Below are 25291 nucleotides of genomic sequence, written 5' to 3' on the forward strand. Positions count from 1 at the left end.
TGGACCGTCCCGGGCCGCGTCGCATGTCCGTGCCCGCCCCGGCGGTCAGCCGGCCTGGGCGAGGGGCTCCGCCTCCGGTAGGCCGAGCCGTGGCTGCGGGAGGCTTTCGGCCAGGCGTGCCCGCAGGGCCGCCCGGTCCGGCTTGCCCGCCGCGGTGAGGGGTACTTCGTCCAGTACGAGGAGCCGTTCGGGGTGCTTGCCCTGCTCCAGCCCCCGCGCGGTCAGGTGGTCGCCGAGGGAGGCCGGCGTCGGGGCCTGCCCGCCCTTCGGCACCACGCACGCCGCCAGCCGCTCCCCCATCAGCCGATCGGGGACGCCGACGCACACCACGTCCCGGACGTGCGGGTGCGAGCGGAGTTCGCGTTCGACTTCGGCCGGGCTGATGTTGGCGCCGCCGCGGATGACGATGTCCTTCAGCCGTCCGACGACGTGCAGGACGCGGTCGGTGTCGAGGTAGCCGAGGTCTCCGGTACGGACCCAGCCGTCGGGCGTGCGGTAGCGGGCGTCCAGCTCGGGGGCGCCCACGTAGCACAGGGGTGTCATGGGGCCGCGCGAGATGATCTCCCCGATGTCGCCGTCGGGCAGCGGGGCGTGGGTGTCGGGGTCGGCGATGCGGATCTCGGCGACCCTGGGGTCCGGGTGGCCGGCCACCACGCCCGAGCCGTCGGTCGGGGGGACCGTATGGGCCAGTCCCGTATGGCAGTTGACGCCGTCGGCCGATCCGTAGAGGTTGACCACCGGGCAGCCGAAGGCCTTGGCGGCGGCGGCCGCGGTGGTTTCGTCGAGCGGGGCTCCGCCGAGGACCAGCGCGGTGGGCGCGGGCAGTTGCTCGGCCGTCGCGTCCAGCCGCTCGAGCATCATGCGGACCATGGTGGGCACGCCGAGGATGTGGGTCGGCGCATGCTCACGGACCGCGGCGATGGCGGCCTCGGGGTGGAAGCGGTCGAGCAGGACGAGGGCTCCGCCGTGCCGGGCGAGGGTGACGGCGGTGCCGTTGGAGCCGAAGGCGGAGGCGAGCGGGACGAGGAAGAGGCAGCGCGGCGGGGTCCCGTCGGGGATGAGGGAGGCGAGGAAGTTCCCGCGGCCGCCGGCCAGCGCGTTGTGCGAGTAGGCGACCATCTTGGGCTCGGCCTCCGAGCCCGAGGAGACGAGGATCCGGGCCGCGCTGTCGGGGTCGGGGCGGGCGGGCACGAAACCGCTGGGGTCGCTGCGCATGAGTTCCGGCCAGGGGACCGTGCCCTCCGGAGCGGTGCCGGGGCCCACGGCGATGACGTGGCGCAGGCCGGGCAGTTCGCTCGCGAGTGCGTGCAGTGCGGCGGCGTGGTCGAGGTCGCGGTGCCGGATCGCCGCGATGACGGCGACGGCGCCGGCGCGGCGCAGCAGGCTCTCGGCCTCGAGGGTGCCGCGGCCGGCGGGGTAGGGCAGGGCGATGGCGCCGAGGGCGGCCAGGGCCAGGTCGGCGATGACGGCGTTGCGGTTGTCGGGGAGTTGGACGCCGACCACGTCGCCTTCGGCTATGCCGAGGTTTCTGAGCCCGGTGGCCAGACATCGCACCTTGCGGTCGAGGGCGGTGTAGCAGAGCTTGCCCTTGGCGTCGAGGACGGCGGTGGCGTGCAGGTCGGCGATCTGACGGGCCCGGAAGAGGCTGTAGAGGTCGAGGTCGGGGCAGGTGCCGTCGACCACCCAGGAGCGGCGGAGTTCGACGGGCAGCAGGTCGTGCAGGACGGGCCTGTTCGCGGTCATACGAAGCTCCAGGGGTCGGGAACGGCGGGGGCGCCGTGCGCGTCACGGCTGATCGAGCCGGCGAAACGGGCGTCGTGGTGCAGGTCGGCGAGGTCGGTGGTGACGGCGGTGGCGTCGAGTCCGCGGGCGCGCAGCCGGGCCACCGCGTCGGCCGTGGAGAGGTGGCGCAGGTCGTACGCGGCCGCGGCGACGGCCGCCTCGTCGGCAGGGGCGATCCAGCCGTCGGCGGCCGGCAGCGGGTGCCGGAATCCGGCGCGCCGCCGGGGGTCCTGTCCGCGTGCGGCCCTGCGCAGGGCGGGGGCGGTCAGGGTGTCGGCCGCACCGAGGAGGGAGGAGTCCACCCGTACGCCGAGGCCGGTGCGTTCCCTGAGCAGCAGTCCCGCGAGCACTGCTTCGGCGCCGTGCAGGCCCCCGAGCACGTCGAGCAGGGTCATCAGCGAGGGGGCCGGGGCCTCGCCCCGGGGGCGGACGGCCTCGCCCACGCCCGTGCGGGCCTGCACCATGAAGTCGGTCCCCATGGGGGCGTCCGCGAGCCGGTCGGCCCAGCCGCTGGTGTAGGCGTAGACGAGGGCGGGGTTGACGGGCGCGAGGTCCTCGGCGTCGAGCCCGAGTTCGGCGGCCTTGCCGGGGGCCCAGTTGTGCAGGAACACATCGGCCTCCGCGGCCATCTCCCGCAGCCGCCGCCGGTCGGCGCCGGATTTGATGTCTATTTCGACGGCCTTCTTGCCCCGGTTGAGGGCGAGCCAGCGCGCGGAGACCCCCGAGCAGGCGGGCGGCATGCCGCGCAGGGGGTCGCCGCCCGGCGGCTCGATCCGGATGACCTCGGCGCCCAGCAGGCCGAGCAGGTGTGCGGCCAGCGGGGCCTGGATGCGGCGGCCGGCCTCCAGCACCGTCAGCCCGGCCAGCGGCCGGGCGGGAGAAGGGCCGGGCCCTGCGGGTCTGGTGCCCGGCGGACCACTGGGAGCAGCCCCGCCCGTGCCTGCTCCCAGTGGCCGCAGGGACCAGGGGGCGGCCCCGTCGGCCTCGCCGGCGCGTTCGGCGAGGGTGCGCAGGACGCACACCTCGGCGCCCGAGAGCACCGCGGCCCGGCGGATCCGGGCGAGGGGATGGGAGCGGGTGATGGTGTGGAGGGCTTCGGGGAGGGGCGCGCAGGCGGTGGCGTAGCGGAACTGGAAGGGCCGCCACCCGTCGCGTACCGAGGCGGCGGGCGCCTCCAGGGCCCGCCAGAACGCCGCCCAGGCTCCCGGGTCGAGGGTCTCCAGCTCGAACAGGACCCCCTCGGCCGAGGTGAAGGGCGGTCCGCCCGGGGCGAGTTCGGCGGCCTCTCCCTCGTCGGCCCCGGCCGCTGCGAGGTACTGGGACACGGCGAGCAGCCCGGCCCGGGCGGCACTGGTGGCGACCTGGGAGGGCCCGGTTCCGCGGGCCTGGCCGACCAGGCCCGCGAGGAGCCCCTGGACGGTGAGGACGGCGGTGGCCGTGGCCGCGTAGTCGGCGGCCAGCGCGCGCGGACGGCCGTCGCGCCGGCCGTGGACCGCCATGATCCCGGTGGCGGCCTGCACCGTCGCCTCGTCGACGAGCCCGCTGCCGGGGTCCGACCAGGCGGCGGTGGCGTGGGCGGGCTCGAAGCCGCCTCCGGACAGGGTGATGCGGCCGGAGGGGTCCGCCGGGGCGGGCCCGTGGGTGCGGGCGCCGAGCAGCCGCAGGTGTCCGGCGACGATGCCGGTGATCTGCGGGGGGCCGCTCCCGGCCCCCGAGGTCTCACAGAGCAGTGTGTCGAGCGGCCGGATCGTCTGCGTGGTCGCGGGGGACGCCATGCCTCTCCTCTCCCGGCGCGGCGGTGGCCGTCGCCCAGGTCGAACGGATCGCGGGAACCGGGGAGGGTGCGCACCCGACCAGTTCCTCGGACAGGGAGTCGGACAGCCGTTCCCACGGGTTCCCGGGAATGGGCATGAGGAGGACGCAGTGGCGGATTCAGGCACCGCGGACGGCGGGGCGGCACAACCCGACGCGCGCACCGACGAGTTGAGGGTGCGCGTCGAGCGGTTCGTGCGTACGCGGGTGATCCCGTACGAGGCGGTGCTGGACGCGGGCGGGCCGGCGGCGGCCGCCGCCCTGACGGAGCTGCGGGGGGAGGCGCGCGACGCGGGGCTGTGGGCGCTGCCGCTCCCCGCGGAGCTGGGTGGCGGCGGGCTGTCCTTCCCCGCGTACGCGCGGCTGGCGGAGGCCGAGGGCGCCAGCGACCACGGCCCGGCCGCGCTGGGCTCCGCCCCGCTGCTCGACGTCACCATGCTGGCCCGTCACGGCAGCGCCCGGGTGCGCGGGGAGTACCTGGAGCGGCTGGTCGCGGGCGGGCTGCGGACCTGTTACGCGATGACCGAACCGGACGTGCCGGGCACCGACCCGTTCCTGACGGGCAGCCGGGCCGAGGTCCGGGCGGACGGCGGCTGGTGCGTCAGCGGCCGCAAGTGGTTCACCTCCGGCGCCGCGGGCGCCGACCTCGTCACCGTCATGGCCCGTACCGGCGGGTCCCCCGGCGACCGGGACGGGCTGTCGCTCCTGCTCGTGCCGACCGGCTCCCCCGGCTTCCGCGTCGTACGGGAACTGCCCGTGCTCGGGGCGGCCGGCCAGTACGAGATCGAACTCGACCGGGTTTGGGTGCCCGCCGACCACCTCCTCGGCGCAGGGGGCGACGCCCTGGCCATCGCGGGCGAACGGCTCGCGCTCGGCCGCACCCTGCGGTGCCTGCGCTGGCTCGGCCAGGCCCAGCGCGCCTTCGACCTCATGTGTGAACGCGCCGCCGGCCGCAGCGGGTCGCGCGGGCCGCTGGCCGGCCACCAGCTGGTCCAGCAGCACGTCTTCGACGCACTGCTCGCGCTGCGCACCACCCGGCCGCTGGTCCACGAGGCGGTCGCGCTGATCGCGGCCGGACGGGACGCCCGTACCGAGGTGGGCCTGGCCAAGGTCGCCGCCGCCCGGATGCTCCAGCAGGTCACGGACAGCGCCATCCAGGTGCACGGCGCCGCCGGCCTCGGCCCGGACACCGCGCTCCCGTCGCTGTTCCGGGGCGGGCGGGCGGCCCGCATCCTCGACGGCCCGGACGAGCTGCACATCACCTCGGTGGCCCGCCGGGTGCTGCGCGGCTACGGGCCCGCTACACGCGCCTGAGGTCGGCCAGGCCGCCGAGGGCGGCCAGCCCGAGGGCCAGGAAGAAGTCTCCCCAGACCAGTTCGTGGCGTACGGCCAGGCCCTTGGCCGCGTCATAGCAGCCGTCCAGCAGCATGCCCGCCGGGCGTCCGCCGCCCGGTGCGGTGAGGTGGGCCCCGGCCAGGCGGTCCAGGACCGCCGCGGCCCGGTCCGCGCACGCCGCGGCGCGCGGCCCCGGCACGAGCGACAGTTTGAGCAGCGCGACGGCGGTGATGGCCGCGGCCGAGGTGTCGACGGGCCCCCGCGGCCGGGACGCCTCGTGGGGCGGGACCAGCGGTCCCGTCAGGGCTCCGGCCCGCTCCAGCAGGTGCCCGGCCGCGTCGGCGAGCCGCCGCGGCCGGTGGCCGGCGACCTCCGGGCGCAGCAGTGCGTCGGCCACGGCCAGCAGCAGCCACGCCTCGCCGCGGCTCCAGCCCGGTGCCGGGTCCTCGCAGGGGTGCCATCCCGTCTCCGGGTCGAACCGCCAGGCGGGCCGCGGCCTCCCGGGGTGCGCGGCGCCTTCCGGTCCGAGGCAGAGGTCGAGGTGCCGGTGCAGATGGGCCGCCGCCACGGCGGCCCCCTCGGGTCCGGCGCAGGCCAGCAGCGGCACCAGCCCCGGTACGGCGTCCGCGCGGGCCAGCAGGCGCGGGCCGCCGAGCGCGTCGCCCCAGGGCACCAGGCCCGCCCGCGGGTCGTAGGCCTCCGCGCAGGCCCGGCCCGCCCGCGCCCGGAGCGCTTCGGCCCCGGCCGCCTCGTCGCCCAGGGCGAGGGCCGTCCCGTACCAGAGGATCAGGCCGCGGGTGGCGGTGTCGGCTTCCGTCCACGGTGCGAGCCGTGCCGTCCACTCCGCTGCGGCCCGCCGGTCCGCTTCGCCGCCGGTGCGGCGGGCGCGCAGCCACAGGAGACCGGCCCAGAAGCCGCCGGTCCACGAGCCGCGGCCGGTCGTCGTCCACCGCCCGTCCCGCGGGTCGGCGTACAGCGGGAAGCGGGATCCCACCTCGGCCTCGGTCACCGTCACCCGGTCGAGGACGGCCGCCAGCGCGCGGCCGGCCCGGTCGTCGGCCCTCGCGCCGCTCACGCCGCCTTCGCCGTCCCCGTACGGCGGTCTCGTACGGCCCAGAGGAACGCGACGGCTCCCGCCGCGGCGAACTCCACCGCCACCAGCGACCAGCCCGAGCCGTACCTCCCGCTCTGCGCGAGCAGGCCGAACAGGGGCGGGCCCACCGCGAATCCGGCGAAGAACCCGGCGGCGACGAGCGCCGAGTCCTGTCCGGCCCGCCCGGGGGCCGCCCGCTGCATGACCAGCACCATCGAGACGGCGTTGCCGGATACGGCGAACACCCCGACCGCGACGGCGCCGGCCCACACCAGTGGGCCCGCGAGCAGCGCCGCCGCCAGCAGGGCCGCGGCGCCCACGGCGCCGCAGGCCAGCAGGCCCGGCAGCCACTCTGCCCGCCCCGGCCGGGCCGCTTTCGACCACCCGACCCGGCCGGCGATCCCCGCGACGCCGAGTACGGCGACCAGTGCGCCGGCGACGGTGGGGCCCATCCCCAGGCTCTGCACCCCGTACAGGGCGAGGTAGGTGTTGACGGAGGCGATGCCGGCCCCCAGGAACAGCGAGAAGCCCGCCAGCCAGGCCACCATCCCGCGCGGGACGAACGGCGTACGGCCGAGCGGGCTCCGCGGCGCGGGCGGATCGGCCGGCAGCGCGAACAGCGCCCAGGCTCCGGCGAGGAGCGCCGCACCGGAGGCGGTCCACACGGCGCCCCGCCAGCCGAGACCGCCCGCGAGGGCGGCGAGCGGCAACCCGGCCGCGAACGCGCCCAGTTGCACCCCGGACTGCTTGAGGCCCGTGACCGCGCCCCGCCGGGCGGGCGGCACCGTCGCCAGGATCGCCTTGTTGGTGGCGGGGTTGGCCAGGGCCTGCGGTATTCCGCCCAGGGCGACGGCGCCCAGCAGCAGGCCTGCGCCGGGGGCGGCACCGATCAGGGCGAGCGCCACGGCGGACGTGACGAGCAGGAGGACCATCGAACGCCGGGGCCCGATGCGGTCCACCATCCGGCCGCCGGCCGGGGACAGCGCGGCGGCCGTACCGAAGCCGACCGTGGTCGTCAGCCCCAACAGAGTAGGCGAGATGCCCAGTTCCGCCACCAGGCGCGGCCCCAGGGCGCCGAGCAGGAACAACTGCAGCATGGAGAAGGCCATGGCGCAGGTGAGCAGCGCGGTCAGGCTCCGGGGGTCCCCGTCCCGCGCACGCGGTGCCGACTCCTTCGCCGCCGTCGTCCCCTCTGCCGCCACAGAAGTCTCCCTTCCCCGGATGTTGCACAACTCGGCTGACCGGGAAGGGAGTCGGATGGACCGGCAGTGCGGTTCCCGTCCTTCCCTGTGCCCTGCACCACACCGGGAGAGCGGCCTCCGAGGCGCTCTCCACGGTCGCGTTCCAGAACTTGTCAGGTAGTGCGCACCCCGCTGCGCAACCCGGAAAGCTGGTGCGAGGATGAACCCGCCATGACGCCAGGCCACTGTTTACGAGCCGTACGGGCTGCGATGTTCGCAGCCGTCTGCGTGCTGCTCGCGGCCGTCGGGCACATCTTCATGTCCGGTACGGGCGTGCCCTGGTGGGCGTTGTCCGCCGCTCTGGCGGGCACGGGTGCGGCGGCCTGGGCGCTCGCCGGCCGGGAACGCGGGCTGCTGTGCGTGACCACGGCGACGGTCGCCGTGCAGGCCGCGCTCCACTCGGGCTTCTCCCTGGTCCAGTCGTCCGTGCGGCCTGCGCACCCGGCGCGGCCGGCCGCCGCCGTGGCCGCCGCCGTGCCGGACGCGGGCGCGCACGCCCACCACGCGCACCACGCCGCGCACGGCACGGCCGGCGCCGCGTCCGAGGCGGCCGGCGCGCTCATGCCGTCCGGCGGCCACGACATGGCCGGCATGTCGCTGACGGGCCTGTCCCCGGCCGACATGTCACAGACCGGGATGCTGGCCGCCCATCTGCTGGCCGCACTGCTGTGCGGACTGTGGCTGGCCTACGGCGAACAGGGCGCCTTCCGTGTCCTGCGCGCCGTCGCCGGCCGGCTCCGGGCCCCGCTGCGCCTGCTCGCCGGTCTCGCCCCGGCGGCGCTCCCGCCGCGCGTCCGCGTGCGCCGGGAGCGGCACGGCCGGGCCCTCCCGCAGCTGTTCCTCGTCCACGCCATCACCTCGCGGGGTCCGCCGACGGGAACCGCTGTCCTGTGACAGCCGGTTCCCCGAGCCCGCGCTGACGGCGTTCCCTCAGCGCCCCTCGCGCCTCGGGCATCGGCCATGCGCTCCGCCTGGCCGTACCCCTTCACCGGCGCCGCCGTGCGCGGCGCCGGACACCTTGCCTAAGGACTTGTGGCGATGACTCCTGCCCTGCCCACCTCCCAGCACCGTCCCGCCGGCGAACGGCCGGCCCGGCACACCCCGGATTCCGACGCGGCGGTGACCCGGCTGGCCCTCGACGCCCGCGACGGCGACCCCGCGAAGGCGGACCGTTTCGTCCGGGCCCTGCACCGCGACGTCTGGCGGTACGTGGCCTACCTCAGTGCGGACCCGCAGGCCGCCGACGACCTGACCCAGGACGTGTTCCTGCGCGCCCTCGCCGCCCTCCCCCGCTTCGAGGGCCGGTCCTCCGCCCGCACCTGGCTGCTGTCCATCGCCCGCCGCACCGTCGTGGACAGCCTGCGCCACGCCGCCGCCCGTCCCCGGCTGTCGGACCGGTTCGACTGGCAGACCGCCGCCGAGCAGAGCCAGCCGTACGGTGTTCCCGGGTTCGAGGACGGCATCGCGCTGGCGGAACTGCTGGCGGCGATCCCGGGCGAGCGCCGCGAGGCCTTCGTACTGACCCAGCTGCTGGGCCTCCCGTACGCCGAGGCGGCCGCCGCCGTGGGCTGCCCCATCGGTACGGTCCGCTCCCGCGTCGCCCGTGCCCGTACCGCCCTCATCGCCCTGCTGACGGACACCGAACCCCCGTCGGCCCCGCCGGGTCAGCGCACCCCGGTCCCGGCCCGGCCCACCGGCCTGCCCGGCCCGGCCGCCGAACTGCTGGTGTCGCCCGCCGCCTAAAACCGGGGCTGCTCCGGTACGAACTCCAGCGTGCCGGCGTCGAAGGCGACGAGGTCGTCCTTGCGGAGCAGGGCGCTGACCTGGGCTCCGGTCCGTGCGTCGAGGGCGCCGGGCGCGGCCTCGACGCCGAGCAGCGCGGCGACCTCCCGGCCGTGCAGGTCGACCGCGGCCTCGACCAGCTGGGCGAGGGCCGCGGCCGTGGCTCTCGCCCGGACCACGGCCGTGGCCAGGGTGACGGCGGCGACCGGCGCCGCCGGCCACCACCATCCGGCGAGCAGCAGGTACAGCAGTCCCCACGCGGTCAGCCGCGCGGCGGCCCGGTAGGCCGCGTGGGCCCGGGTCAGCTCGTCCCGCGTGCTGTCCGGGACGGCCAGCCAGAGCGTCGGCCACCACGCCGTGAGGTCGACCCGGTAGGCGTGGTGGACCCGTACGTCCGCCGCGCGCAGCCGGTCCCCGATCCAGGTCGGGCGTTCGGCCGGCACCAGGGATGTCCGCGCGCAGCGGGCCATCGCCTCGCGCAGGGCCGCCCGCGCCTGCGGGTCGGCCCGGTTCGGGGGCACGGCCGACCGGATGACCGCCGTACGCCGCACCCGGACCTGCTCCTGCGCGCGCAGCCAGCGCCGTCTGCGCTGCCGGGCCAGCGGGCGCAGGGGCCAGGCGCGGCCCTCCGCCGTCCACAGCCGTTCCACGAAGTACCCCAGGGCCGACGCGCCGAGCCCGGCGGCCGCGGCCGCCGTCAGCACGCCGGCCGCCACGAGCACGCCGATCCCGGTCTTCCCGCTCGCCTGCGTGGCGGCCAGCCGGTCGATCCAGGCACCCAGCGCGCCCGCGTCCAGGGCACGCTGGTGCCCCAGCACGGAGGCGACGGTGACGGCGGCGACGAACAGCGCGCCGGGCAGTACGAGCAGGGCGAGCCAGCGCTCGGCGAACCGCTTGCCGAGCTCGCCGAGGAAGGCGTTCACAGGGGGATCTCGACCCGCAGGAGCGGGGCCTCCAGCACCGCGCAGGTCGGCGGGCGGCCGTCGCCGTCGGTGCCCGGCGGTGCGAAGCGCACGCAGCGCCGCGGCGCCGGGCAGACCCAGCCCCGCAGCTCCGGATGGCCGGCTTCGCCCGGCAAGGGCTGGTAGGCGCGGCTGCCGGTGGTCAGGCCGTCGATGCCGTGCACCGCGAAGCCCTCGTCGACGGCGTCGAGGTCCCCGCGCACCGCTTCGGGATCCGACCCCTGCCGCAGCGCGCCCAGCACCCGTTCCAAGGCTCCGGCGACTCCGTACCGCTCGGCGCGGAGGGTCAATTCGCCGCCCGCCAGTTGCGCGCACAGCCGCTCGATCCGGTGATCCATGTCCGACATCCGACCTCCCAAGGCGTCATGATGACAGACGATCAGACACCGAGAGCAGTGAACACATAACCGAAAGTGACGAGTTTGCAGGCCGACGGATACCCTGAACTACGCGCCCGGGTCACGCTGTTCGAGGAGCGCGGGGACGCCCGCCCGCTGTGCGACCCGGCGGCCGCCGAGCGCGCCCTGCGCATGGCCGCCGGCTGGCGCGCCCACCCCGACAGCGCGGACTTCGACGTCGTGTACACCCTGGCCACGCTCCTGTGGCAACACCACCTGTTCCGGCGCCGTTTGCCGGGCGCCCGCCGCGCCGACGGCCGACGGGAACGGCGCACCGCGCTCTTCCTCTACGCCTGGGCGGACGCCTTCCTGCCGGCTCTCGTCCCGGCCGAGGTGCGGGCGGCCGTACGCGGACTCCCCCGGCTGCCCCGCACGTTCGGGCCGATGCGCCGGGACCCCCACGCACGGATCTCCGCCCTCGGACGGCACGGGCTCGCCGCCCTGAACCGCTACGACCGCCTGCGCGACCGGCCCACCCTGCAACTGGGCCTCGAGCTCATGCTCGAAGCGGTCGACGCCACACCCCCGGGCAGCCCGTACGCCAACACGCTGGGCATGGAGGCGCGGTGCGCGCTCGGCACCGGTCTCCAGCGCATGCTGCACCTCACCGGCGACCTCAGGGTCCTTCCCACCGCCCTGGCCCTCAGCCGCGAGGCCGTACGGCGCTGTCCCGACGGCCATCCCGAACGCCCCCGGGTGCTCTTCAACCTCGCCAGCCTGCTGCTGGACTCCCACCTGCGCGCGGGCGACGAGGGGGCGCTCGGCGAGAGCATGCGCCTGACCCTCCGCGCGCTGGCCCTGTCCCCGGAGTCGGATCCCGACCGCCGCGAACGGCTGGCCCACGTCGCGCACCTGCACTCCCTCCAGTACGACCGGACGCGCGATCCCGACCAGCTGCGCAAGGCGGTCGCGGCCGGCCGTGGGGCGGTGCGCAGCCTGCCGTCCGAGCCGCCCGTCCGGGACGGCAGGCGGCTGCACAACCTCGCCAAGGACCTGCACACCCTGTACGAGGCCGACGGTGACCTCCAGGCCCTGCGCGAGTCCGTGAGCACGCAGCGCAGGGCCGTGGCCGCCACGGCGCGGGACGCACCGCAGTGGGCCGGCCGGCGGCACAACCTCGCCGTGTTCCTGGTGGACCTGGCCGAGGCGACGTCCGACGCCGAGACGGTCCGCCTCGCGGTCTCCGTCTGCCGCAAGAACCTCCGGCACGCGCCCCCCGGCCACGCCGAACACCGCGAATCCCTCGACAACCTGTACCGCGCCCTGGACCTGAGCGCCCGCAGGCCCGGGCACCGGGAGACGACCGCTGAGCTCGTGGACACGGCCCGGCGCCGTGCCGAGTCCGCCGGGCCCGGCACCGCGGCGGAGGCGGCGCTGGTCCTCGCCGAGACCCTCAAGCGCGCCTACGACTCCACGGGCGAGCTGAGCGCGCTGGTGGAATGCGCCGAGCTCTACCGGCGGCTGACCGGCCCGTCGGCCGCCGGACACCTGCCGGCCCGGCCCGGTACTCCGCTGGGTGAACTCCTCGCCTTCGTGGACGTCTTGCAGCTGCTGTACCAGCGGCGCGAGGATCTCGACGCGCTCGACGAGGCCGAGCAGGTCGCGCGGCGGGCCCTGGCCCTCGCTCCCGCCGGCGGCATCGGGCGCGCCCTCGCCCTGGCCAAGCTGGGCGGCGTACTCGACCATGCGGCGGACCGGGCCACCGACGCGCACACGGCCGGATCGCGCACCACCGAGTCGTTCATGTGCGCCGTCCGGGCCGAGGCGGCCTGCCCCGAGGACGACGGGCGGTACCCGGCGCTGCGGCTGCAAGCGGGGCAGGCGTGCCTGGACCTCTACCGGCGGAGCGGGCTCACGGCGGCGCTCGTCAAGGCACGCGGCTACCTGGAGCCGGGGGCCCTGGCCGTGCCCCCGGAGGATCCGAACGGAGCCCAGGCCCGGGCGGTTCTGGCCGAGCTGCTCCTGACGCGGCACCGCTGCACGCACGAGGAGGAGGGCCTCCTCGACGGCTTCCCGGACGACCTGCCCGGCGCCGTGGCGGCGGCCCGGGCGGCCTGCGCCGCGGCCTCCGCGCACGCCCCCCACCGGAAGGACGGCTTCCTGCTGCTCCTGGCCCGCGCCCTCGAAGAACAGGCCGCGACGGGCACAGTCCCGCAGGCGGCCGCCGAGGCCGAGGAGATCTGCCGCACGATCACCTCGATGACCACCGCCGCACCGCACACCGTGCAGAGCGCGGCCGGCGCCCTCGCCAGGACGGCGATGGCCCGGGGGGACGCGACGGCCGCGCTGGCCGCCGTGGAACAGGCCGTCGCCCAGATCCCGTTGATCGCGCCGCGGGATCTGGCACGGCGGGACCGGCAGCACCTGCTCCAGGGGGCGGCGGGACTGGCCAACACGGCCGCGGAGGCGGCCGTGGCGGCGGGCAGGCCCGAGCGCGCCGTCGAACTGCTCGAACAGTGCCGCGGCCGGCTCCAGGCCGACGCGCTGCCCGGCCCGGACGGCGAGGTCGAGGCGCTGCGGCGTACCCACCCGGCGCTGGCCCGGGAGTACGAGGAGCTGCGCGCCGCGTCCGTACGGGAGCCGGTGGCGCCGGCTCCCGGTTCAGGGCAGGCCGAGGAGCGGTACCGCCGCGGTGAGCGGTGGACCGCCCTGCTGGAGCGCATCCGCTCCCTGCCCGGCCACGAGGGGTTCCTGCGGCCTCCCGCCATCGGACTGCTGGCCCGGGAGGCCGAGCCGGGGCCCGTCGTCTTCGTCTACAGCGGTCCGCGGCGGTCCGACGCGCTGGTTCTGCGTCCGGGCACCGCTCCGGGGCACCACGTGGAGGTCGTACCGCTGCCGCTGCTGGTGGCCGAGGAGGCCCTGGACCGGATGGCCGGCCTCCCGAAGGTGGTCGAGGCGGCGGCCGGCGCGAGCGACTTCACCGCGCGCGAGCGGGCGCAGGAGGAGGTGCACGCCCTGCTGGAGTGGTTGTGGGACGCCGTCGCCGGGCCGGTGCTCGACCACCTCGGCATCGACGGCTCCGTCCCGGAAGGGGGGCCGCCGCGGATCTGGTGGTGCCCGGTGGGCTTCCTGGCCCGGCTGCCGCTCCAGGCGGCCGGCCGCCACCGCGCACCGCGCACACCGGACCTGCTGCCGCCGACCCTGCTGGACCGGACGGTGTCCTCCACGACCACCACGCTCCGCGCCCTGGGCCACTCGCGCTCCCGGGCGCGGGCCCGGCGAAAGCCCGGCGGGCCGGTGCCCGCCGCGCTCGTCGTGGCCATGCCCCGGACACCCGGGGCGCCGCCGCTGTCCCAGGCCACCAACGAGGCGGGCATCACCGCCGAACTGCTCGCACCGTACGGGGAGGTCAGCACCCTGGTCGGCGCCGAGGCCACGGCGGCCGCCGTACGCGCCCGTCTCCGACACCACGGCCTGGTGCACTTCATCTGCCACGGCGTGGGCGATCCGGCCGACCCCTCGCGGGGCCGGCTGCTCCTCGCCGACCACGAGAGCCGGCCGCTCACCGTCTCGGAGATCGCCGGGCTCAGGCTGGAGCGGGCGGAGCTGGTCTACCTCTCGGCGTGCGGTACGGCGGTCAGCAGCCCGCGCCTGGCCGACGAGGCCGTCCACATCGCGGCCGCGTTCCAGCTGTCCGGCTATCCGCATGCCATCGGTACGCTCTGGCCGGTCGTCGACCGTGCGGCCGCCGCCGTCGCCGAGGGCTTCTACCTCCGGCTGACCCACGGCGGCACACGGCCCGCGGACACGGCGGACGCGGCCCGCGCCCTGAACGAGACGCTGCGGGACCTGCGCGACCGCTATCCGCTGACCCCCACCCGCTGGGCCGCGCACCTCCACGTGGGGGCCTGAGCTGCCGGACGGGGCCGGGGGCCGGGTCAGAACGGGCGTGCGCTCCAGCGGTACTTCCCGCCGCCCACCCACCGGACCTCGTCCGGGTCGTCGAGGTCGTGGACCGTGATGCCGTTGGCCGCCGCGGTCAGCAGCACGTCCGTCATGGACCTGGCGGTGCTGACGAACTCGCCGTCGATCTCCACGATGCGGAACGGCGGGTCACCGGGGTTCACGGCGAGTACGGTGACCCGCGCCGCGGAGATGTAGGGACTCGCGCTTTCGGTCATGCGCAGCTCGCCTCCACTTCATGACCGGGGCACCTGGAAGCGGCCCCGCCACGGCGATCCACAGGGCACCTGCCCAGCTACGGGCGTCTCATTCAGTCCGGGCCGCACCGGCCGCGCAGGCCGGGCACAGGCCGCGGTAGGTGACCTCGACCCCGGAGACCGCGAAGCCGAACCGCTCCTCCGCCGGGAGGCCGGCCAGCGGGTCGCCGGTCGGGTGCACGTCGCGGATGAGGCCGCAGGCCGAGCAGACCAGGTGCTGGTGCGGGTGGTGCGCGTTGGGGTCGTAGCGCTTGGCGCGGCCGTCGGTGGAGACCTCGAGGACCTCGCCGAGGGTGACCAGTTCGCCCAGGGTGTTGTAGACGGTCGCGCGGGAGATCTCGGGCAGCAGCCGGGCCGCGCGGGCGTGCACCTCGTCCGCCGTGAGGTGCACGTGTTCGCCGTCGAGGACCTCCGCGACGACACGCCGCTGGGAGGTCATGCGCCAGTGGCGCCCTCGGAGTCTCTCCAGCAGGTCACTCATGTTCGGCTCACAGTTCGGGCTCGGCGGGATGACGGAAGTCTACCGGCACGCCTTCGGGCGAGGCGGTCTGCGGTGCGCAACCATAACGGACGCCGACTCAGGACAGACGGTCTCAAAACGGAATGCAGCCAGCAGAGGGAAACCCCGAGACAGGAAGAAGGACGTACGTGTCCCGCAGCGAAAGCGAAAACCCAGCGATCCCCTCCCCGGCCCCGGCGGCGACCCAACCCAGGACGAACCGGGACTGGTGGCCGAACCAGCTGGACCTCCAGGTTCTCCACCAGCATTCGGAGCAGGCCAATCCGATGGGCGGGGACTTCGACTACGCGGCGGAGTTCGCAACCCTCGACGTCGACGCGCTGAAGCGGGACGTCTTCGAGGTGATGACGGCCTCGCAGGACTGGTGGCCCGCCGACTACGGCCACTACGGGCCGCTCTTCATCCGGATGAGCTGGCATGCCGCGGGCACGTACCGGATCGCCGACGGCCGGGGCGGTGGCGGCTCCGGCGCCCAGCGCTTCGCCCCTCTCAACAGCTGGCCCGACAACGCGAGCCTCGACAAGGCGCGCCGTCTGCTGTGGCCGGTCAAGCAGAAGTACGGCCGGAAGATCTCGTGGGCCGACCTTCTGGTGTTCGCCGGCAACTGCGCGATGGAATCAATGGGTTTCAAGACCTTCGGTTTCGGATTCGGCCGGGAGGACATCTGGGAGCCCGAGGAGATCTTCTGGGGTCCCGAGGACACCTGGCTCGGTGATGAGCGCTACACGGGCGACCGGGAACTGACCGGTCCGTTCGGAGCCGTGCAGATGGGCCTGATCTACGTCAATCCGGAAGGCCCCAACGGAAACCCGGATCCGGTCTCCGCCGCCAAGGACATTCGCGAGACGTTCGCGCGCATGGCCATGAACGACGAGGAGACGGTCGCGCTGATCGTCGGCGGGCACACCTTCGGCAAGTGCCACGGCGCGGTCGATCCCGAGTACATCGGTCCGGAACCCGAGGCCGGCCCGGTCGAGCAGCAGGGCCTCGGCTGGCGGAACTCGTACGGCAGCGGCAGTGGTGTCGACTCGCTCACCAGCGGGCTGGAGGGCGCGTGGACGACGGAGCCGACGAAGTGGGACAACGGCTTCCTGGACAACCTGTACCGCTACGACTGGGAGCTGACGAGGAGCCCGGCCGGTGCGCAGCAGTGGACCCCGAAGGACCCGTCGGCCCAGGGCACGGTGCCCGACGCCCATGACCCGTCGAAGCGGCACGCTCCCATCATGCTGACGACGGACCTCTCGCTAAAGCTGGATCCGGTCTACGGGCCGATCTCGAAGGGCTTCCACGAGAACCCGGCCAAGCTCGCGGAGGCGTTCGCCAAGGCCTGGTACAAGCTGCTGCACCGCGACATGGGGCCCCTGTCCCGCTATCTCGGACCGTGGATCCCGGAGCCGCAGCTGTGGCAGGACCCCGTCCCCGCGGTCGATCACGAGCTGGTCGGGAGCGCGGAGACCACCGACCTCAAGGCCCGGATCCTGGCCTCGGGGCTGTCCGTGTCCCAACTGGCCGGCACCGCGTGGGCGGCGGCGGCGAGCTTCCGCGGCACGGACAAGCGGGGCGGGGCCAACGGGGCCCGGATCCGTCTCGCGCCGCAGAAGGACTGGACGGTCAACGCCTCGCCCGAGGTGGCCGAGACGGTGCGGACCCTCGACGGGATCCGGGAGGAGTTCAACGCAGGGCAGAGCGGCGGGAAGAAGGTCTCGCTCGCCGACCTGATCGTCCTGGGCGGGTGCGCGGCCGTCGAACAAGCCGCGAAGAACGCCGGGCACGAGGTCACGGTCCCGTTCGCACCGGGGCGTACGGACGCCTCGCAGGAGCAGACGGACGTGGAGTCGTTCTCCGTGCTGGAGCCCCGGGCGGACGGTTTCCGCAACTACCTCCCGGCGGGAGAGAAGTTGTCGCCGGAGACGCTCCTGCTGGACCGCGCCAACATGCTGACGCTGACCGTGCCCGAGATGACGGTCCTCATCGGCGGCATGCGGGCCCTGAACACCGGCTTCAAGCAGTCCCCGCACGGTGTCCTCACCCAGCGGCCGGACGCGCTGACCAACGACTTCTTCGTCAACCTGCTCGACATGGGTACGGAGTGGAAGGCGTCGGCCTCGGCCGAGAACGTGTTCGAGGGCCTGGAGCGTGCCTCGGGCCAGCTCAAGTGGACCGCCACCGCGGTCGACCTCGTCTTCGGTTCGAACTCCCAGCTCCGGGCCGTCGCGGAGGTCTACGCGTCCGAGGACGCGGGAGAGAAGTTCGTGGCGGACTTCGTGGCGGCGTGGGACAAGGTCATGACCCTGGACCGGTTCGACCTCGCCTGAGCCCGGCGTCCCGGCCGGCCCGCACCGGGCCGGCCGGGGCCGGCAGCGTCGCATGAACGGGCGGAGCGGGGGCAGCCGCCCCCTATGTCGGAACCCCGGTAGAGGAGGCGAAGGGTATGGCAGGCGGGAAGGACCAGGACGTCGTCGAGGTGATCCTCAAGGACCACCGCACCATGGAGGAGCTGTTCCGCCGCATGCGGAGCATCGAGGCGGACCGCGCGGGAGCACGGGAGAGGTTCGCGGCCCTGCTCATCGCGCACGGAGAGGCGGAGGAGATCGAGGTCTACGGGGCGCTCAAACGCTTCAAGGACGTCGACAACGAGGAAGTGGACCACGGCGAGGAAGAGCACGCCGAGGGCAACAAGGCGCTGCTGGCGCTGCTGGAAGTGGACGACGTCGGCTCCGACGCGTGGGATGCGCGGCTGGAGGACCTGGTCAAGGCGGTCTCGCACCACCTGGACGAGGAGGAGCGGACCATCCTCAACGGTGCCAGGGAAGGCGTCCCGGACGAGCGCCGGGCCGAGCTGGGCGCGGCCTTCCTGCGGGAGCGCGAGAAGCAGCTCGCGTCGGGCTGCGGCAGCATCGAGAACGTCCGCAAGATCGTCGGCAAGGGCTGACCGGGCGCCTCGGCGGCAGAGCTCACCTGGCTGACGTGCGGCTCGCGTGCGGCCTCTCCCAGGGGTCGGCGCCTTCAGAACGCGTTGCGGCGCCGCAGTCCCATCGGACGTCCGTCCGGGTCGACCAGGACGTGGTGCAGCGGGGTCGCGAGCAGCCGCTTCGGCGTGGGCAGGTCCGGCGGGACGTAGCGGCGCAGCCGGCCCGGCGGGCGCGGCCCGCGGCGGCCGTCCTCGTACCAGGCGTCCAGGGCGGCGGCGGTCTGCTCGAAACGGTCGAAGGCGGTCACCGGGTCGCACAGGGCATCCGGTGCCCGCCGGTCCGCGCGGTCCGGGGCTTCCGCGTCGAGGTGCTCGCGCATGAGCTCCAGGCGCAGTTCGCGGGCGAAGACGCGGGCGCCGTCGCCGAGTCCGCCCGGGTCGGCCGGCTCGCGGGGGTCGCGGCTCTGGTCGAGGACGGCGCAGCTGAGCTCCGAATCGTGGGTCCACGAGCGGAGGTTGACGTTGTCGGAGCCCACGGAGGCCCACACGTCGTCGATCACGCACACCTTGGCGTGCACGTAGACGGGGGTTCCGGCCGGGTTCTCCAGGCCGTACACCGCGACGCGGTCGCCGCCGGCGCGGCGCAGCTCGTCCAGGGCGGTGATCCGCCCGATCAGGTTCATCGGCAGGGTGATCGGGCCGTCCTGCTCGGGGACCAGCGGGATGATCCCGATCAGCCGCAGCCGCCGGTTCGAGCTCAGCGCCCGCGCGAAGGACTCGACCACCCTGGGTGACCACAGGTACTGGTCTTCGAGGTAGATCAGGGCGCGGGCCCGCCGCAGCGCTTTGAGGTAGCCCCGTGCGATGCTGCGCTCGCCGTCGGGTGCGAAGGGGTACCCGTGGAGCAGGCGGTTCGGATACGTGCGCAGCAGCTGCACGGTGTGCGTGCCGCGGGGTCGTGGATCGGCCGCCTGCGGGGGCAGGGTGTCCGCGAAGGTGTCCTCGCGGTGCAGGAGCTCCTGGAGGCGGACGAGGGGGCTGCGGCCGAGCGGCGACGGGTCCTCCCAGCGTTCGCGGAAGACGGTTTCCACGTCGCCGACGGCCGGTCCCCGCAGGGCGAGCTGGACGTCGTGCCAGGGCGGGTGCGGCCCGTACGCGGCGGCCATGGGCAGCGACTGGCGGTCGCCGCGGTGGGTGGCGTCGTCGTTGCGGTTGTGGCAGAGGTCGATGCCTCCGACGTACGCGACGTCCAGCTCCGGACGGCCGGGGTGGCGCAGGACGACCAGCTTCTGGTGGTGTGACCCGCCGGGCCGCACCCGCAGGTCGAGCAGGCATTCGCCGCCGGCTTCGGCGATCTCCTCGCCGAGGTGGCGGTTCTCCTGCTCGCTGAAGTGGAGGCCGTCCAGGTGCGAACGCCACAGCAGCCCCTTGACGATGACCCCGCGCTCCGCCGCCCGGCCGAGGACGGCGCCGATCCCGGTACCGGGTCCGGCGAGCCGCTCGTCGGGGTCGCCGCGCCAGTCGGTGAACAGGAGCAGGTCGCCCGCGCGCATCGCGCGGATCCCGGTCAGGAGCTCGGCGAAGTACGTGGCGCCGTGGACCAGGGCCCGTGCGCGGTTCCCTCCGGTCCAGGCCGATCCGTCCGGGTGGCGCTCGTCGAGCCGCGTCGCGGGGTTGCCCCGTTCACCCGCGGTGAGCAGCCAGTCCGCGCGCGTCACGGTGTCGTCCTCGGGCCCGGCCGGCGCGGTGGGTCCGCGAACGGGCTGTGGTCCAGGCCGGCCAGCAGGTCGGCCGGGTGGCGGTACACCGCGCGGGCCCCCGCCTCTTCGAGGTCCTGGCGGGGGATCCCGCCGCTCAGCAGGCCGACGCAGGTGACCCCGGCGCGGGCGCCCGCCTCCATGTCCCAGACGGTGTCGCCGACGAAGACGGCGTCCTGCCGGGCCGCATCGGCGAGGCCGAGGCCGCGGATCACCGGTTCCGGAGCCGGTTTCCCCTCGCTGACGTCGTCGGCGCTGGTGGCGGCGGTGATGGCGTCGTCGGCGTCGACGGCCCTCCTCAGCGCGGCGAGCTCGGTGCCGCTCGCGGAGGTGACCAGGACGACCCGCCAGCCGCGCCGGTCGAGCTCGCGCAGCAGTTCGGCGGCCGAGTCGAGGCCGGGCAGCCGGTCGAAGTAGGTGCCGTAGAGCGTGTCGTGCGCCGCGCCGAGCGCGTCGTCCTCGCCCGTGTCCCGGTCGTCGCCGAGCAGCCGGGCGAGCAGGTCCCCGCCCTGAAGGCCGATCGCCCGGTGGATGTCGTGCGTCGCCACCGGGTGGCCCGCCTGCCGGAGCGCCTCCCACCAGCAGGCGACGTGCAGGTGGTTGGTATCGGCGAGGGTTCCGTCGACGTCGAACAGCGCGGCGCGGTTCATCTCCGCCTCCAGGATGTCGTCCGCGGCCCGGCTCGCGCGGGAGCCGTCGTCCACGGGCGGGCTCACGCCCGGCGTCTACCCGCCGGGCCCACGCCCACTCCCCCGCCGCGCCGACGGGGTTTCGGAGGGTACGGAAATGGTTAGACGCCTGCCGTGACGGCCGGGCCCCGGCCGAGCCCGGCGGGGCCACCGGCCCGTCCCGAGCACGTGCGGCGTGCTCGCCGTGAGTGAGCGAGGCCCCGATGACCAGCCATCCTCCCTCCCGGCCGGGCGGTCTCCCGCCCCCGGGGAGCCTCAGCCCGCCGGCCCTGTCCGGCGGTCAGCTGCCGAAGGACCACACCCAGGCGATCCTGGAGCTCACCAAGCACGTGGCGGCGCTGCTCAAGCAGTCCGGGCAGCCCTTCGCCCTCGCCGGCAGCGTGGCCGCGTTCGCACACGGGGTGCCGGCCCGCTTCCAGCACGACACGGACTTCTGCGTGCGGCACGAGGACGCCGGCGCGGTCATCCAGGCACTGGAGGCCGGCGGGATATCCATCCGCAGGGCGCCGGAGGACTGGCTGGTCAAGGGCAGCTCCGGCGGGGAGGACATCGACCTGATCTTCGAGCTCGCCCGCAAACCGGTCAGCACCGAACTCCTCGACCGGGCGGCCGTGAAGTCGGTGGACTCCGTGTGGATGCCGGTGCTCTCCCCCACCGACCTCATGGACAGCCTGCTGGCCGCGCTGTGCGAGCACTACTGCGACTTCGGCGACCTGCTGCCCATGGCCCGGATGCTGAGGGAGCAGATCGACTGGGACCGGCTCGACCGCACCCACCGGGCCGACCCCCTGCCCGACGCCTTCCTGTACCTGCTGGAACGGCTGCGCGTCATCGACTCCCGGGAGGCGGCGCCATGACCTCGCCCGACAACATCGAGTACCGCGTGGAGCGCCTGCGCGGCCGCCTGGCGCGGGAGGACGTCTCGGAGCTCGGCGTACGCGTCGAAGTGCGCGGGGCCGGGGCTCTGGTCTGGGGGCACGTCTCGGGGGCGGACACCCGGGCGGCCGTCCTGCGCATCGCGGCGGAGGAGCTGGCGGGCGTGGACTGGCAGGAGGATCTGACGGTGAACCGCGCGGGGCCTCCCGACCACGCCGAGGAGCTGTCGTGATCCGCGTCGCGGCGGTGGGCGACATCCACCTCGGCCCCGGCAGCGCGGGCCTGCTGCGCCCGGCCTTCGACACGCTCGGCGACTGCGCGGACCTGCTGCTGCTGGCGGGCGACCTCACCCGGCACGGCACCCCGGAGGAGGCCCGGGTGGTGGCCCGCGAGGTGTCCGGGCTGCCGCTGCCCGTGGTGGCCGTCCTCGGCAACCACGACTACCAGAGCGATCAGCAGGACCTCGTGGTCCGGGAACTGGCCGCGGAGGGCGTCCGCGTCCTGGAGGGCGAAGGCGTGGTCCTCGACATCGGCGGTACGAGGGTCGGTGTCGCGGGGACCAAGGGGTTCTGCGGGGGCTTCGCGGGGCGCAGCGCGAGCGAGTTCGGCGAGCCGGAGATGAAGGCCTTCATCCGGTACACCCGGACCTGCGCGCAGGGCCTGGGCCGGGCGCTGCGGGAGGTGGGGGACGGCGGCAGCGTGCTGCGGATCGCGCTGACGCACTTCTCTCCGGTGCCGGACACGCTGGCGGGCGAGCCGCTGGAGATCTATCCGTTCCTCGGCAGCTACCTCCTGGCGGAGGCCGTGGACGAGGCGGGCGCCGACCTCGCCGTCCACGGGCACGCCCACCTCGGCACGGAACACGGCATGACGGCGGGCGGGGTGAGGGTCCGCAACGTCGCCATGCCCGTCATCGACCGCGCCTTCGCGCTCTACCACCTCGCGGTGCCGACGGTTTGAGCGGGCCGGATGAGGGCAGGCGCGAGGGCGTCGAACACCGGAACAACGGAGACGGCCTGCGGAGGATTCCATGTCCACCAGCACACTTCTCGCCGTCCTGATCCCGGTCGTCGTCGTACTGGTCCTCGCCGGCATCGCCGCGTGGATGTACCAGCGGCGGCGCCGGCTGCAGGAGCGGTTCGGTCCGGAATACGAGCGGACCGTGGAGCACACGGGCAGCAAGCACGCTGCCGATGCCGAGCTGCGGGACCGCGAGGTCCGGCACGACGGCCTCGACATCAGGGAACTCCCCGCGGCGGAACGCCACCGCTACGCCGACGCGTGGACCAGCGTCCAGCAGCGCTTCGTCGACCGGCCGGAAGGCGCGGTCGCGCAGGCGGACGAGCTGGTCACCCGCCTGATGCGGGACCGCGGCTACCCCACCGAGGGATACGAGCAGCAGGTGCGCGAGCTGTCTGTCGAGCACGGGCGGACCCTGGAGCACTACCGCGCGGCGCACGAGGTCAACATCCGCAGCAGCAGCGGGCAGGCAACCACGGAGGAGCTGCGCGGGGCCATGGTGCACTACCGCGCGCTCTTCGACGAACTGGTCGGGACGACGAGGTGACCCGAAATGCAGAGGGACGACGAACAGCGGAGCGAGGAACAGCGCTTGACCACGGAACAGCTGGCCCACCCCGGGGGCGGCGAGCCGCCGCCGCTGTACCCGGGTGAGGCGACCGCCGACGAGGCCCGGGAGGAGGACCGCGACGAGATGCGGCAGGAGGCGGACGTCACCGACGCCGAGGAGACCCCGTACGGGGAGGAGACCGCATACGGGCAGGAGACCGCCTACGGGCAGGGCGCGGCCGCGGAGCGGACGGAGGCCGTCCAGCCGGAGACGGAGGAAGAGGAATCACTGCTTCCCGTGCAGGAGGCCGAGGAGTACCAGAAGACCTGGGGCGAGATCCAGGCCCGTTTCGTGGACGACCCGCAGGGTGCGGTGCGCGACGCCGACGGCTTGGTCGCCGAGGTCATGCAGACCCTCGCCGCGACCTTCTCCGACCACAAGAGTGAGCTGGAGAGCCAGTGGCAGCAGGGCGAACAGGTGGCCACCGAGGACCTGCGGCTGGCCCTGCAGCGCTACCGGTCGTTCTTCGGCCGGCTGCTGCGGACCTGACGATGCGGTTCGGCGGGCCGGCGCGGGGCAGGCGCCGGGCATGACATTCGAGCATCCGGCCAAGAAGGGCGGACCCGGGCGGCTCGGCCGGTTCGAGAAACTGGCCGAGCTCGCCTCCAACTTCACGAGCTCCGCGCTCTTCTCCTTCCTGTGCGTCCTGCTGGTGGCGGGATTCGTCGTCGTGCACCTGCTCCACCTGCCGACGACGTGGCAGCTCCTGGCCGGGGATGCCATGGCCGCGGTGTCCCTGCTGTTGCTGGCCCTGCTTAAGAACTCGGAGCGGCGGGCCGAGCACGCGATCCAGCGCAAGCTGGACGCCATCGCCGCCGCCCTCCTGGAACAGCAGGAGGGCGCCCGGGGAAAGGCTCAGCGGGACCTGGAGAAGGCCATCCGGATCGAGGAGCAGGAATAGCTCAGCTGTCGGGTTCGGCGGCGGCGATGGCCGCGAGGGCCGATCCCGGGTCCCGTTCCACCGTGAGGTCGCCCAGGGTGACGACACCGACGAGCTCCCCGTCCCGCGTCTGGACGGGGAGCCGTCGCAGCGCGTGCCGGCGCATGAGGTCCATGGCCTGGTCGACGCCGTCGTCGGGCGCCACGGTGACCGGTTCCGTGGTGCAGATCGCGTACACGGTCGTGTCAGCGGGGTCCCGGTTGTCGGCCATGCCGCGGATGACGAGGTCCCGGTCGGTCACTATGCCGCGCAGCCGGCCCTCGTCGACGACGAGGACGTCTCCGATGGAGGCGTCCCGCATCACCCGTGCGGCTTCTGCCAGCGATGTCAGTTTTTCGACGGTCACCGGCTTCTCGGTCATCACCTCGTGAACGCGTCGCGTCATGGCTGCTCCTCCCGCTGCTGGAAGCAAAGCGGTTCTGCCGGGGCGCCTACCCGCCCCGGCGCTCGCCAAGCGCCTCCTCGGACGGGGGGTGCCATTCCGCGAGGAGGATCGTCGCGTCGTCCTTGAGGTGGCCGTGGTGGTGGTCGAGGATGGCCCGCACGAGGCGGCGCAGGGCTTCGGGGGCGGCCTCTCCGGCGGCGGTGGCCCGTACGACCGTGTAGATCAGGCGCTCCTCGCCGAACTGCTCGCCGGTCTCCCAGCGGGCTTCGGTGACGCCGTCGGCGTGGATGAGGATCCGGTCGCCGGGCTCCAGCTGCGCGTGGTGGACGGTGCTCCGTACGCGCGGCGCGTGGCGGGGGCTGATGCCGAGCGGGGCTGCACATCGCGCTGGAGCGCGTCGGCGACCACGTGGTGGCCGCGGATGAGAAGCGGTACGGGGTGGCCGCAGTTGACCCAGGCAAGACCGCCCGTCCGCGTGTCGAGGTCGGCGAAGACGCCGGTGAGGCTCATGGGTCGGGTGCGGACCGTGCGCAGGATGGTGTCGCTGAAGCCGGCCTTCGATATGACGATCTTGGCGACCAGCGCCGCGAGCGCCCGGCACTGCGCGAGCCGGGCCGCGTCCAGCGAGGGGGCGGTCAGCCGCAGGACGCCGATCCGCTCCGCCCCGTCCACGAGCGGGATCCACATCACCAGCTCGGGCCCGGACGTCAGCTGCGTGGCTCCGGTCCGGTACGCCCAGCCGGCGAGGGTGCCGTCCACCGGGAGGCACTCCCCGCCGGCACGGGCGGCCGGCCGGCGCGCGCCGGGGCGCGCTGCCCGCCCTTCGGCCCGCCCTTCGTCGAGGGGGGTGAGCATTCCCTGCTGGAGGTCCGCGAGGAAGATCACCGCGTCGAGCAGCCCCAGCTCCCGGATGGCGTCCTGCACCACCTCGGGCAGCTCGCCGGGGGCCGCTCGCTGGGTTGCCTCCAGCAGCGGACCCAGCGGGTTCGGGGCTTCCGCACCCTCCACGACGGGT

General features: G+C 74.7%; 24 protein-coding genes and 1 pseudogene. 12 read left to right on the plus strand and 13 right to left on the minus strand.

Features of this window, described 5'->3' with window-relative positions; genetic code table 11:
- Positions 1 to 45: 45 nt before the first annotated feature.
- On the minus strand, positions 46 to 1743 hold the full coding sequence (locus ACFWP3_RS27825) for a class I adenylate-forming enzyme family protein (RefSeq protein ID WP_384226223.1): 1698 nt from the start codon (positions 1741 to 1743) through the stop codon (positions 46 to 48).
- Positions 1740 to 3557, minus strand: coding sequence for a CoA transferase (locus ACFWP3_RS27830; protein ID WP_384226225.1), 1818 nt, complete (start codon positions 3555 to 3557; stop codon positions 1740 to 1742). The genes ACFWP3_RS27825 and ACFWP3_RS27830 overlap by 4 nt, the downstream gene beginning before the upstream one ends.
- 148 nt (positions 3558 to 3705) lie before the next feature.
- On the opposite strand from ACFWP3_RS27830, the gene ACFWP3_RS27835 reads away from it, so the two are divergent.
- Positions 3706 to 4908 (plus strand): acyl-CoA dehydrogenase family protein, encoded by a 1203-nt coding sequence (locus ACFWP3_RS27835; RefSeq protein ID WP_384226227.1) that lies wholly within the window; start codon positions 3706 to 3708, stop codon positions 4906 to 4908.
- On the opposite strand, the gene ACFWP3_RS27840 is transcribed toward ACFWP3_RS27835, so the two are convergent.
- Both ACFWP3_RS27840 and ACFWP3_RS27845 read right to left on the minus strand, forming a co-directional pair.
- On the minus strand, positions 4895 to 6004 hold the full coding sequence (locus tag ACFWP3_RS27840) for a sugar ABC transporter permease (protein ID WP_384226230.1): 1110 nt from the start codon (positions 6002 to 6004) through the stop codon (positions 4895 to 4897). The genes ACFWP3_RS27835 and ACFWP3_RS27840 overlap by 14 nt on opposite strands.
- Positions 6001 to 7131, minus strand: a complete 1131-nt coding sequence (locus tag ACFWP3_RS27845; RefSeq protein ID WP_384226296.1) for an MFS transporter — start codon at positions 7129 to 7131, stop codon at positions 6001 to 6003. The genes ACFWP3_RS27840 and ACFWP3_RS27845 overlap by 4 nt, the downstream gene beginning before the upstream one ends.
- 303 nt (positions 7132 to 7434) lie before the next feature.
- Here ACFWP3_RS27845 and ACFWP3_RS27850 point away from each other — a divergent pair, with 303 nt between their 5' ends.
- Positions 7435 to 8157 (plus strand): hypothetical protein, encoded by a 723-nt coding sequence (locus ACFWP3_RS27850; protein ID WP_384226232.1) that lies wholly within the window; start codon positions 7435 to 7437, stop codon positions 8155 to 8157.
- Between the two features lie 144 nt (positions 8158 to 8301).
- On the plus strand, positions 8302 to 9006 hold the full coding sequence (locus ACFWP3_RS27855) for a sigma-70 family RNA polymerase sigma factor (RefSeq protein WP_384226235.1): 705 nt from the start codon (positions 8302 to 8304) through the stop codon (positions 9004 to 9006).
- Here ACFWP3_RS27855 and ACFWP3_RS27860 read toward each other — a convergent pair.
- Both ACFWP3_RS27860 and ACFWP3_RS27865 read right to left on the minus strand, forming a co-directional pair.
- On the minus strand, positions 9003 to 9968 hold the full coding sequence (locus ACFWP3_RS27860) for a hypothetical protein (protein WP_384226237.1): 966 nt from the start codon (positions 9966 to 9968) through the stop codon (positions 9003 to 9005). The two genes, ACFWP3_RS27855 and ACFWP3_RS27860, sit on opposite strands and share 4 nt — an antisense overlap.
- Positions 9965 to 10354, minus strand: a complete 390-nt coding sequence (locus tag ACFWP3_RS27865) for a hypothetical protein (protein ID WP_384226239.1) — start codon at positions 10352 to 10354, stop codon at positions 9965 to 9967. Before ACFWP3_RS27865 ends, ACFWP3_RS27860 begins: the two co-directional genes overlap by 4 nt.
- Positions 10355 to 10420: 66 nt before the next feature.
- On the opposite strand from ACFWP3_RS27865, the gene ACFWP3_RS27870 reads away from it, so the two are divergent.
- Positions 10421 to 14257, plus strand: coding sequence for a CHAT domain-containing protein (locus ACFWP3_RS27870; RefSeq protein WP_384226242.1), 3837 nt, complete (start codon positions 10421 to 10423; stop codon positions 14255 to 14257).
- A 26-nt stretch (positions 14258 to 14283) separates the two neighbouring features.
- On the opposite strand, the gene ACFWP3_RS27875 is transcribed toward ACFWP3_RS27870, so the two are convergent.
- Together ACFWP3_RS27875 and ACFWP3_RS27880 are read right to left on the minus strand one after the other, a co-directional pair.
- Positions 14284 to 14526, minus strand: coding sequence for a hypothetical protein (locus ACFWP3_RS27875; RefSeq protein ID WP_384226244.1), 243 nt, complete (start codon positions 14524 to 14526; stop codon positions 14284 to 14286).
- An 88-nt stretch (positions 14527 to 14614) separates the two neighbouring features.
- Positions 14615 to 15046 (minus strand): Fur family transcriptional regulator, encoded by a 432-nt coding sequence (locus tag ACFWP3_RS27880; protein WP_384226247.1) that lies wholly within the window; start codon positions 15044 to 15046, stop codon positions 14615 to 14617.
- Between the two features lie 167 nt (positions 15047 to 15213).
- Between ACFWP3_RS27880 and katG the strand changes: the two genes are divergently transcribed.
- Together katG and ACFWP3_RS27890 are read left to right on the plus strand one after the other, a co-directional pair.
- Positions 15214 to 17403: a catalase/peroxidase HPI gene (gene katG, locus ACFWP3_RS27885; RefSeq protein ID WP_384226249.1), complete on the plus strand. Its 2190-nt coding sequence runs from the start codon at positions 15214 to 15216 to the stop codon at positions 17401 to 17403.
- Between the two features lie 116 nt (positions 17404 to 17519).
- On the plus strand, positions 17520 to 18020 hold the full coding sequence (locus ACFWP3_RS27890; RefSeq protein ID WP_384226251.1) for a hemerythrin domain-containing protein: 501 nt from the start codon (positions 17520 to 17522) through the stop codon (positions 18018 to 18020).
- 74 nt (positions 18021 to 18094) lie between these two features.
- Here ACFWP3_RS27890 and ACFWP3_RS27895 read toward each other — a convergent pair whose 3' ends face one another.
- Positions 18095 to 19717, minus strand: a complete 1623-nt coding sequence (locus ACFWP3_RS27895; protein WP_384226254.1) for a phospholipase D family protein — start codon at positions 19715 to 19717, stop codon at positions 18095 to 18097.
- The gene (locus ACFWP3_RS27900; RefSeq protein WP_384226298.1) at positions 19714 to 20406 is read right to left on the minus strand and encodes an HAD family hydrolase; all 693 of its coding nucleotides are present in this window, start codon (positions 20404 to 20406) and stop codon (positions 19714 to 19716) included. Before ACFWP3_RS27900 ends, ACFWP3_RS27895 begins: the two co-directional genes overlap by 4 nt.
- Before the next feature lie 242 nt (positions 20407 to 20648).
- Here ACFWP3_RS27900 and ACFWP3_RS27905 point away from each other — a divergent pair, with 242 nt between their 5' ends.
- The 6 genes from ACFWP3_RS27905 to ACFWP3_RS27930 all read left to right on the plus strand — a co-directional run bounded on the left by ACFWP3_RS27905 (position 20649) and on the right by ACFWP3_RS27930 (position 23852).
- Positions 20649 to 21302, plus strand: coding sequence for a nucleotidyltransferase family protein (locus ACFWP3_RS27905; RefSeq protein ID WP_384226256.1), 654 nt, complete (start codon positions 20649 to 20651; stop codon positions 21300 to 21302).
- Positions 21299 to 21553 carry a hypothetical protein gene (locus ACFWP3_RS27910; RefSeq protein WP_384226259.1) on the plus strand — a complete coding sequence of 85 codons (255 nt, stop codon included), beginning with the start codon at positions 21299 to 21301 and terminating at the stop codon, positions 21551 to 21553. The genes ACFWP3_RS27905 and ACFWP3_RS27910 overlap by 4 nt, the downstream gene beginning before the upstream one ends.
- Positions 21550 to 22281 carry a metallophosphoesterase gene (locus ACFWP3_RS27915; protein WP_384226261.1) on the plus strand — a complete coding sequence of 244 codons (732 nt, stop codon included), beginning with the start codon at positions 21550 to 21552 and terminating at the stop codon, positions 22279 to 22281. The genes ACFWP3_RS27910 and ACFWP3_RS27915 overlap by 4 nt, the downstream gene beginning before the upstream one ends.
- Positions 22282 to 22351: 70 nt before the next feature.
- A complete protein-coding gene (locus ACFWP3_RS27920) occupies positions 22352 to 22888 on the plus strand; it encodes a hypothetical protein (RefSeq protein WP_384226264.1) in 537 nt (178 codons plus the stop codon).
- A 45-nt stretch (positions 22889 to 22933) separates the two neighbouring features.
- Positions 22934 to 23440, plus strand: coding sequence for a hypothetical protein (locus ACFWP3_RS27925; RefSeq protein WP_384226266.1), 507 nt, complete (start codon positions 22934 to 22936; stop codon positions 23438 to 23440).
- 40 nt (positions 23441 to 23480) lie between these two features.
- Positions 23481 to 23852: a low affinity iron permease family protein gene (locus ACFWP3_RS27930; protein WP_384226268.1), complete on the plus strand. Its 372-nt coding sequence runs from the start codon at positions 23481 to 23483 to the stop codon at positions 23850 to 23852.
- A 1-nt stretch (position 23853) separates the two neighbouring features.
- On the opposite strand, the gene ACFWP3_RS27935 is transcribed toward ACFWP3_RS27930, so the two are convergent.
- The 3 genes and pseudogenes from ACFWP3_RS27935 to ACFWP3_RS27945 all read right to left on the minus strand — a co-directional run.
- Positions 23854 to 24276 (minus strand): CBS domain-containing protein, encoded by a 423-nt coding sequence (locus tag ACFWP3_RS27935; protein ID WP_384226271.1) that lies wholly within the window; start codon positions 24274 to 24276, stop codon positions 23854 to 23856.
- 46 nt (positions 24277 to 24322) lie between these two features.
- Positions 24323 to 24838, minus strand: coding sequence for a SpoIIE family protein phosphatase (locus tag ACFWP3_RS27940; RefSeq protein WP_384226301.1), 516 nt, complete (start codon positions 24836 to 24838; stop codon positions 24323 to 24325).
- Positions 24736 to 25131, minus strand: a pseudogene (locus ACFWP3_RS27945) (hypothetical protein); the annotation flags it as partial. The pseudogene ACFWP3_RS27945 and the gene ACFWP3_RS27940, both read right to left, overlap by 103 nt.
- Positions 25132 to 25291 lie beyond the last annotated feature (160 nt).

It is taken from the genome of Streptomyces sp. NPDC058525 (assembly GCF_042719495.1).
Classification (GTDB): domain Bacteria; phylum Actinomycetota; class Actinomycetes; order Streptomycetales; family Streptomycetaceae; genus Streptomyces.

Bases quoted from the DNA above. Each gene is read 5' to 3' on its own strand.
- ACFWP3_RS27910 (WP_384226259.1), top strand. From the start codon at position 21,299: ATGACCTCGCCCGACAACATCGAGTACCGCGTGGAGCGCCTGCGCGGC.
- ACFWP3_RS27905 (WP_384226256.1), top strand. From the start codon at position 20,649: ATGACCAGCCATCCTCCCTCCCGGCCGGGCGGTCTCCCGCCCCCGGGG.
- ACFWP3_RS27890 (WP_384226251.1), top strand. From the start codon at position 17,520: ATGGCAGGCGGGAAGGACCAGGACGTCGTCGAGGTGATCCTCAAGGAC.
- ACFWP3_RS27920 (WP_384226264.1), top strand. From the start codon at position 22,352: ATGTCCACCAGCACACTTCTCGCCGTCCTGATCCCGGTCGTCGTCGTA.
- ACFWP3_RS27850 (WP_384226232.1), top strand. From the start codon at position 7,435: ATGACGCCAGGCCACTGTTTACGAGCCGTACGGGCTGCGATGTTCGCA.
- ACFWP3_RS27825 (WP_384226223.1), bottom strand. From the start codon at position 1,743: ATGACCGCGAACAGGCCCGTCCTGCACGACCTGCTGCCCGTCGAACTC.
- ACFWP3_RS27830 (WP_384226225.1), bottom strand. From the start codon at position 3,557: ATGGCGTCCCCCGCGACCACGCAGACGATCCGGCCGCTCGACACACTG.
- ACFWP3_RS27845 (WP_384226296.1), bottom strand. From the start codon at position 7,131: ATGGCCTTCTCCATGCTGCAGTTGTTCCTGCTCGGCGCCCTGGGGCCG.
- ACFWP3_RS27900 (WP_384226298.1), bottom strand. From the start codon at position 20,406: ATGAACCGCGCCGCGCTGTTCGACGTCGACGGAACCCTCGCCGATACC.
- ACFWP3_RS27880 (WP_384226247.1), bottom strand. From the start codon at position 15,046: ATGAGTGACCTGCTGGAGAGACTCCGAGGGCGCCACTGGCGCATGACC.
- ACFWP3_RS27875 (WP_384226244.1), bottom strand. From the start codon at position 14,526: ATGACCGAAAGCGCGAGTCCCTACATCTCCGCGGCGCGGGTCACCGTA.
- ACFWP3_RS27855 (WP_384226235.1), top strand. From the start codon at position 8,302: ATGACTCCTGCCCTGCCCACCTCCCAGCACCGTCCCGCCGGCGAACGG.
- ACFWP3_RS27865 (WP_384226239.1), bottom strand. From the start codon at position 10,354: ATGTCGGACATGGATCACCGGATCGAGCGGCTGTGCGCGCAACTGGCG.
- ACFWP3_RS27935 (WP_384226271.1), bottom strand. From the start codon at position 24,276: ATGACGCGACGCGTTCACGAGGTGATGACCGAGAAGCCGGTGACCGTC.
- ACFWP3_RS27930 (WP_384226268.1), top strand. From the start codon at position 23,481: ATGACATTCGAGCATCCGGCCAAGAAGGGCGGACCCGGGCGGCTCGGC.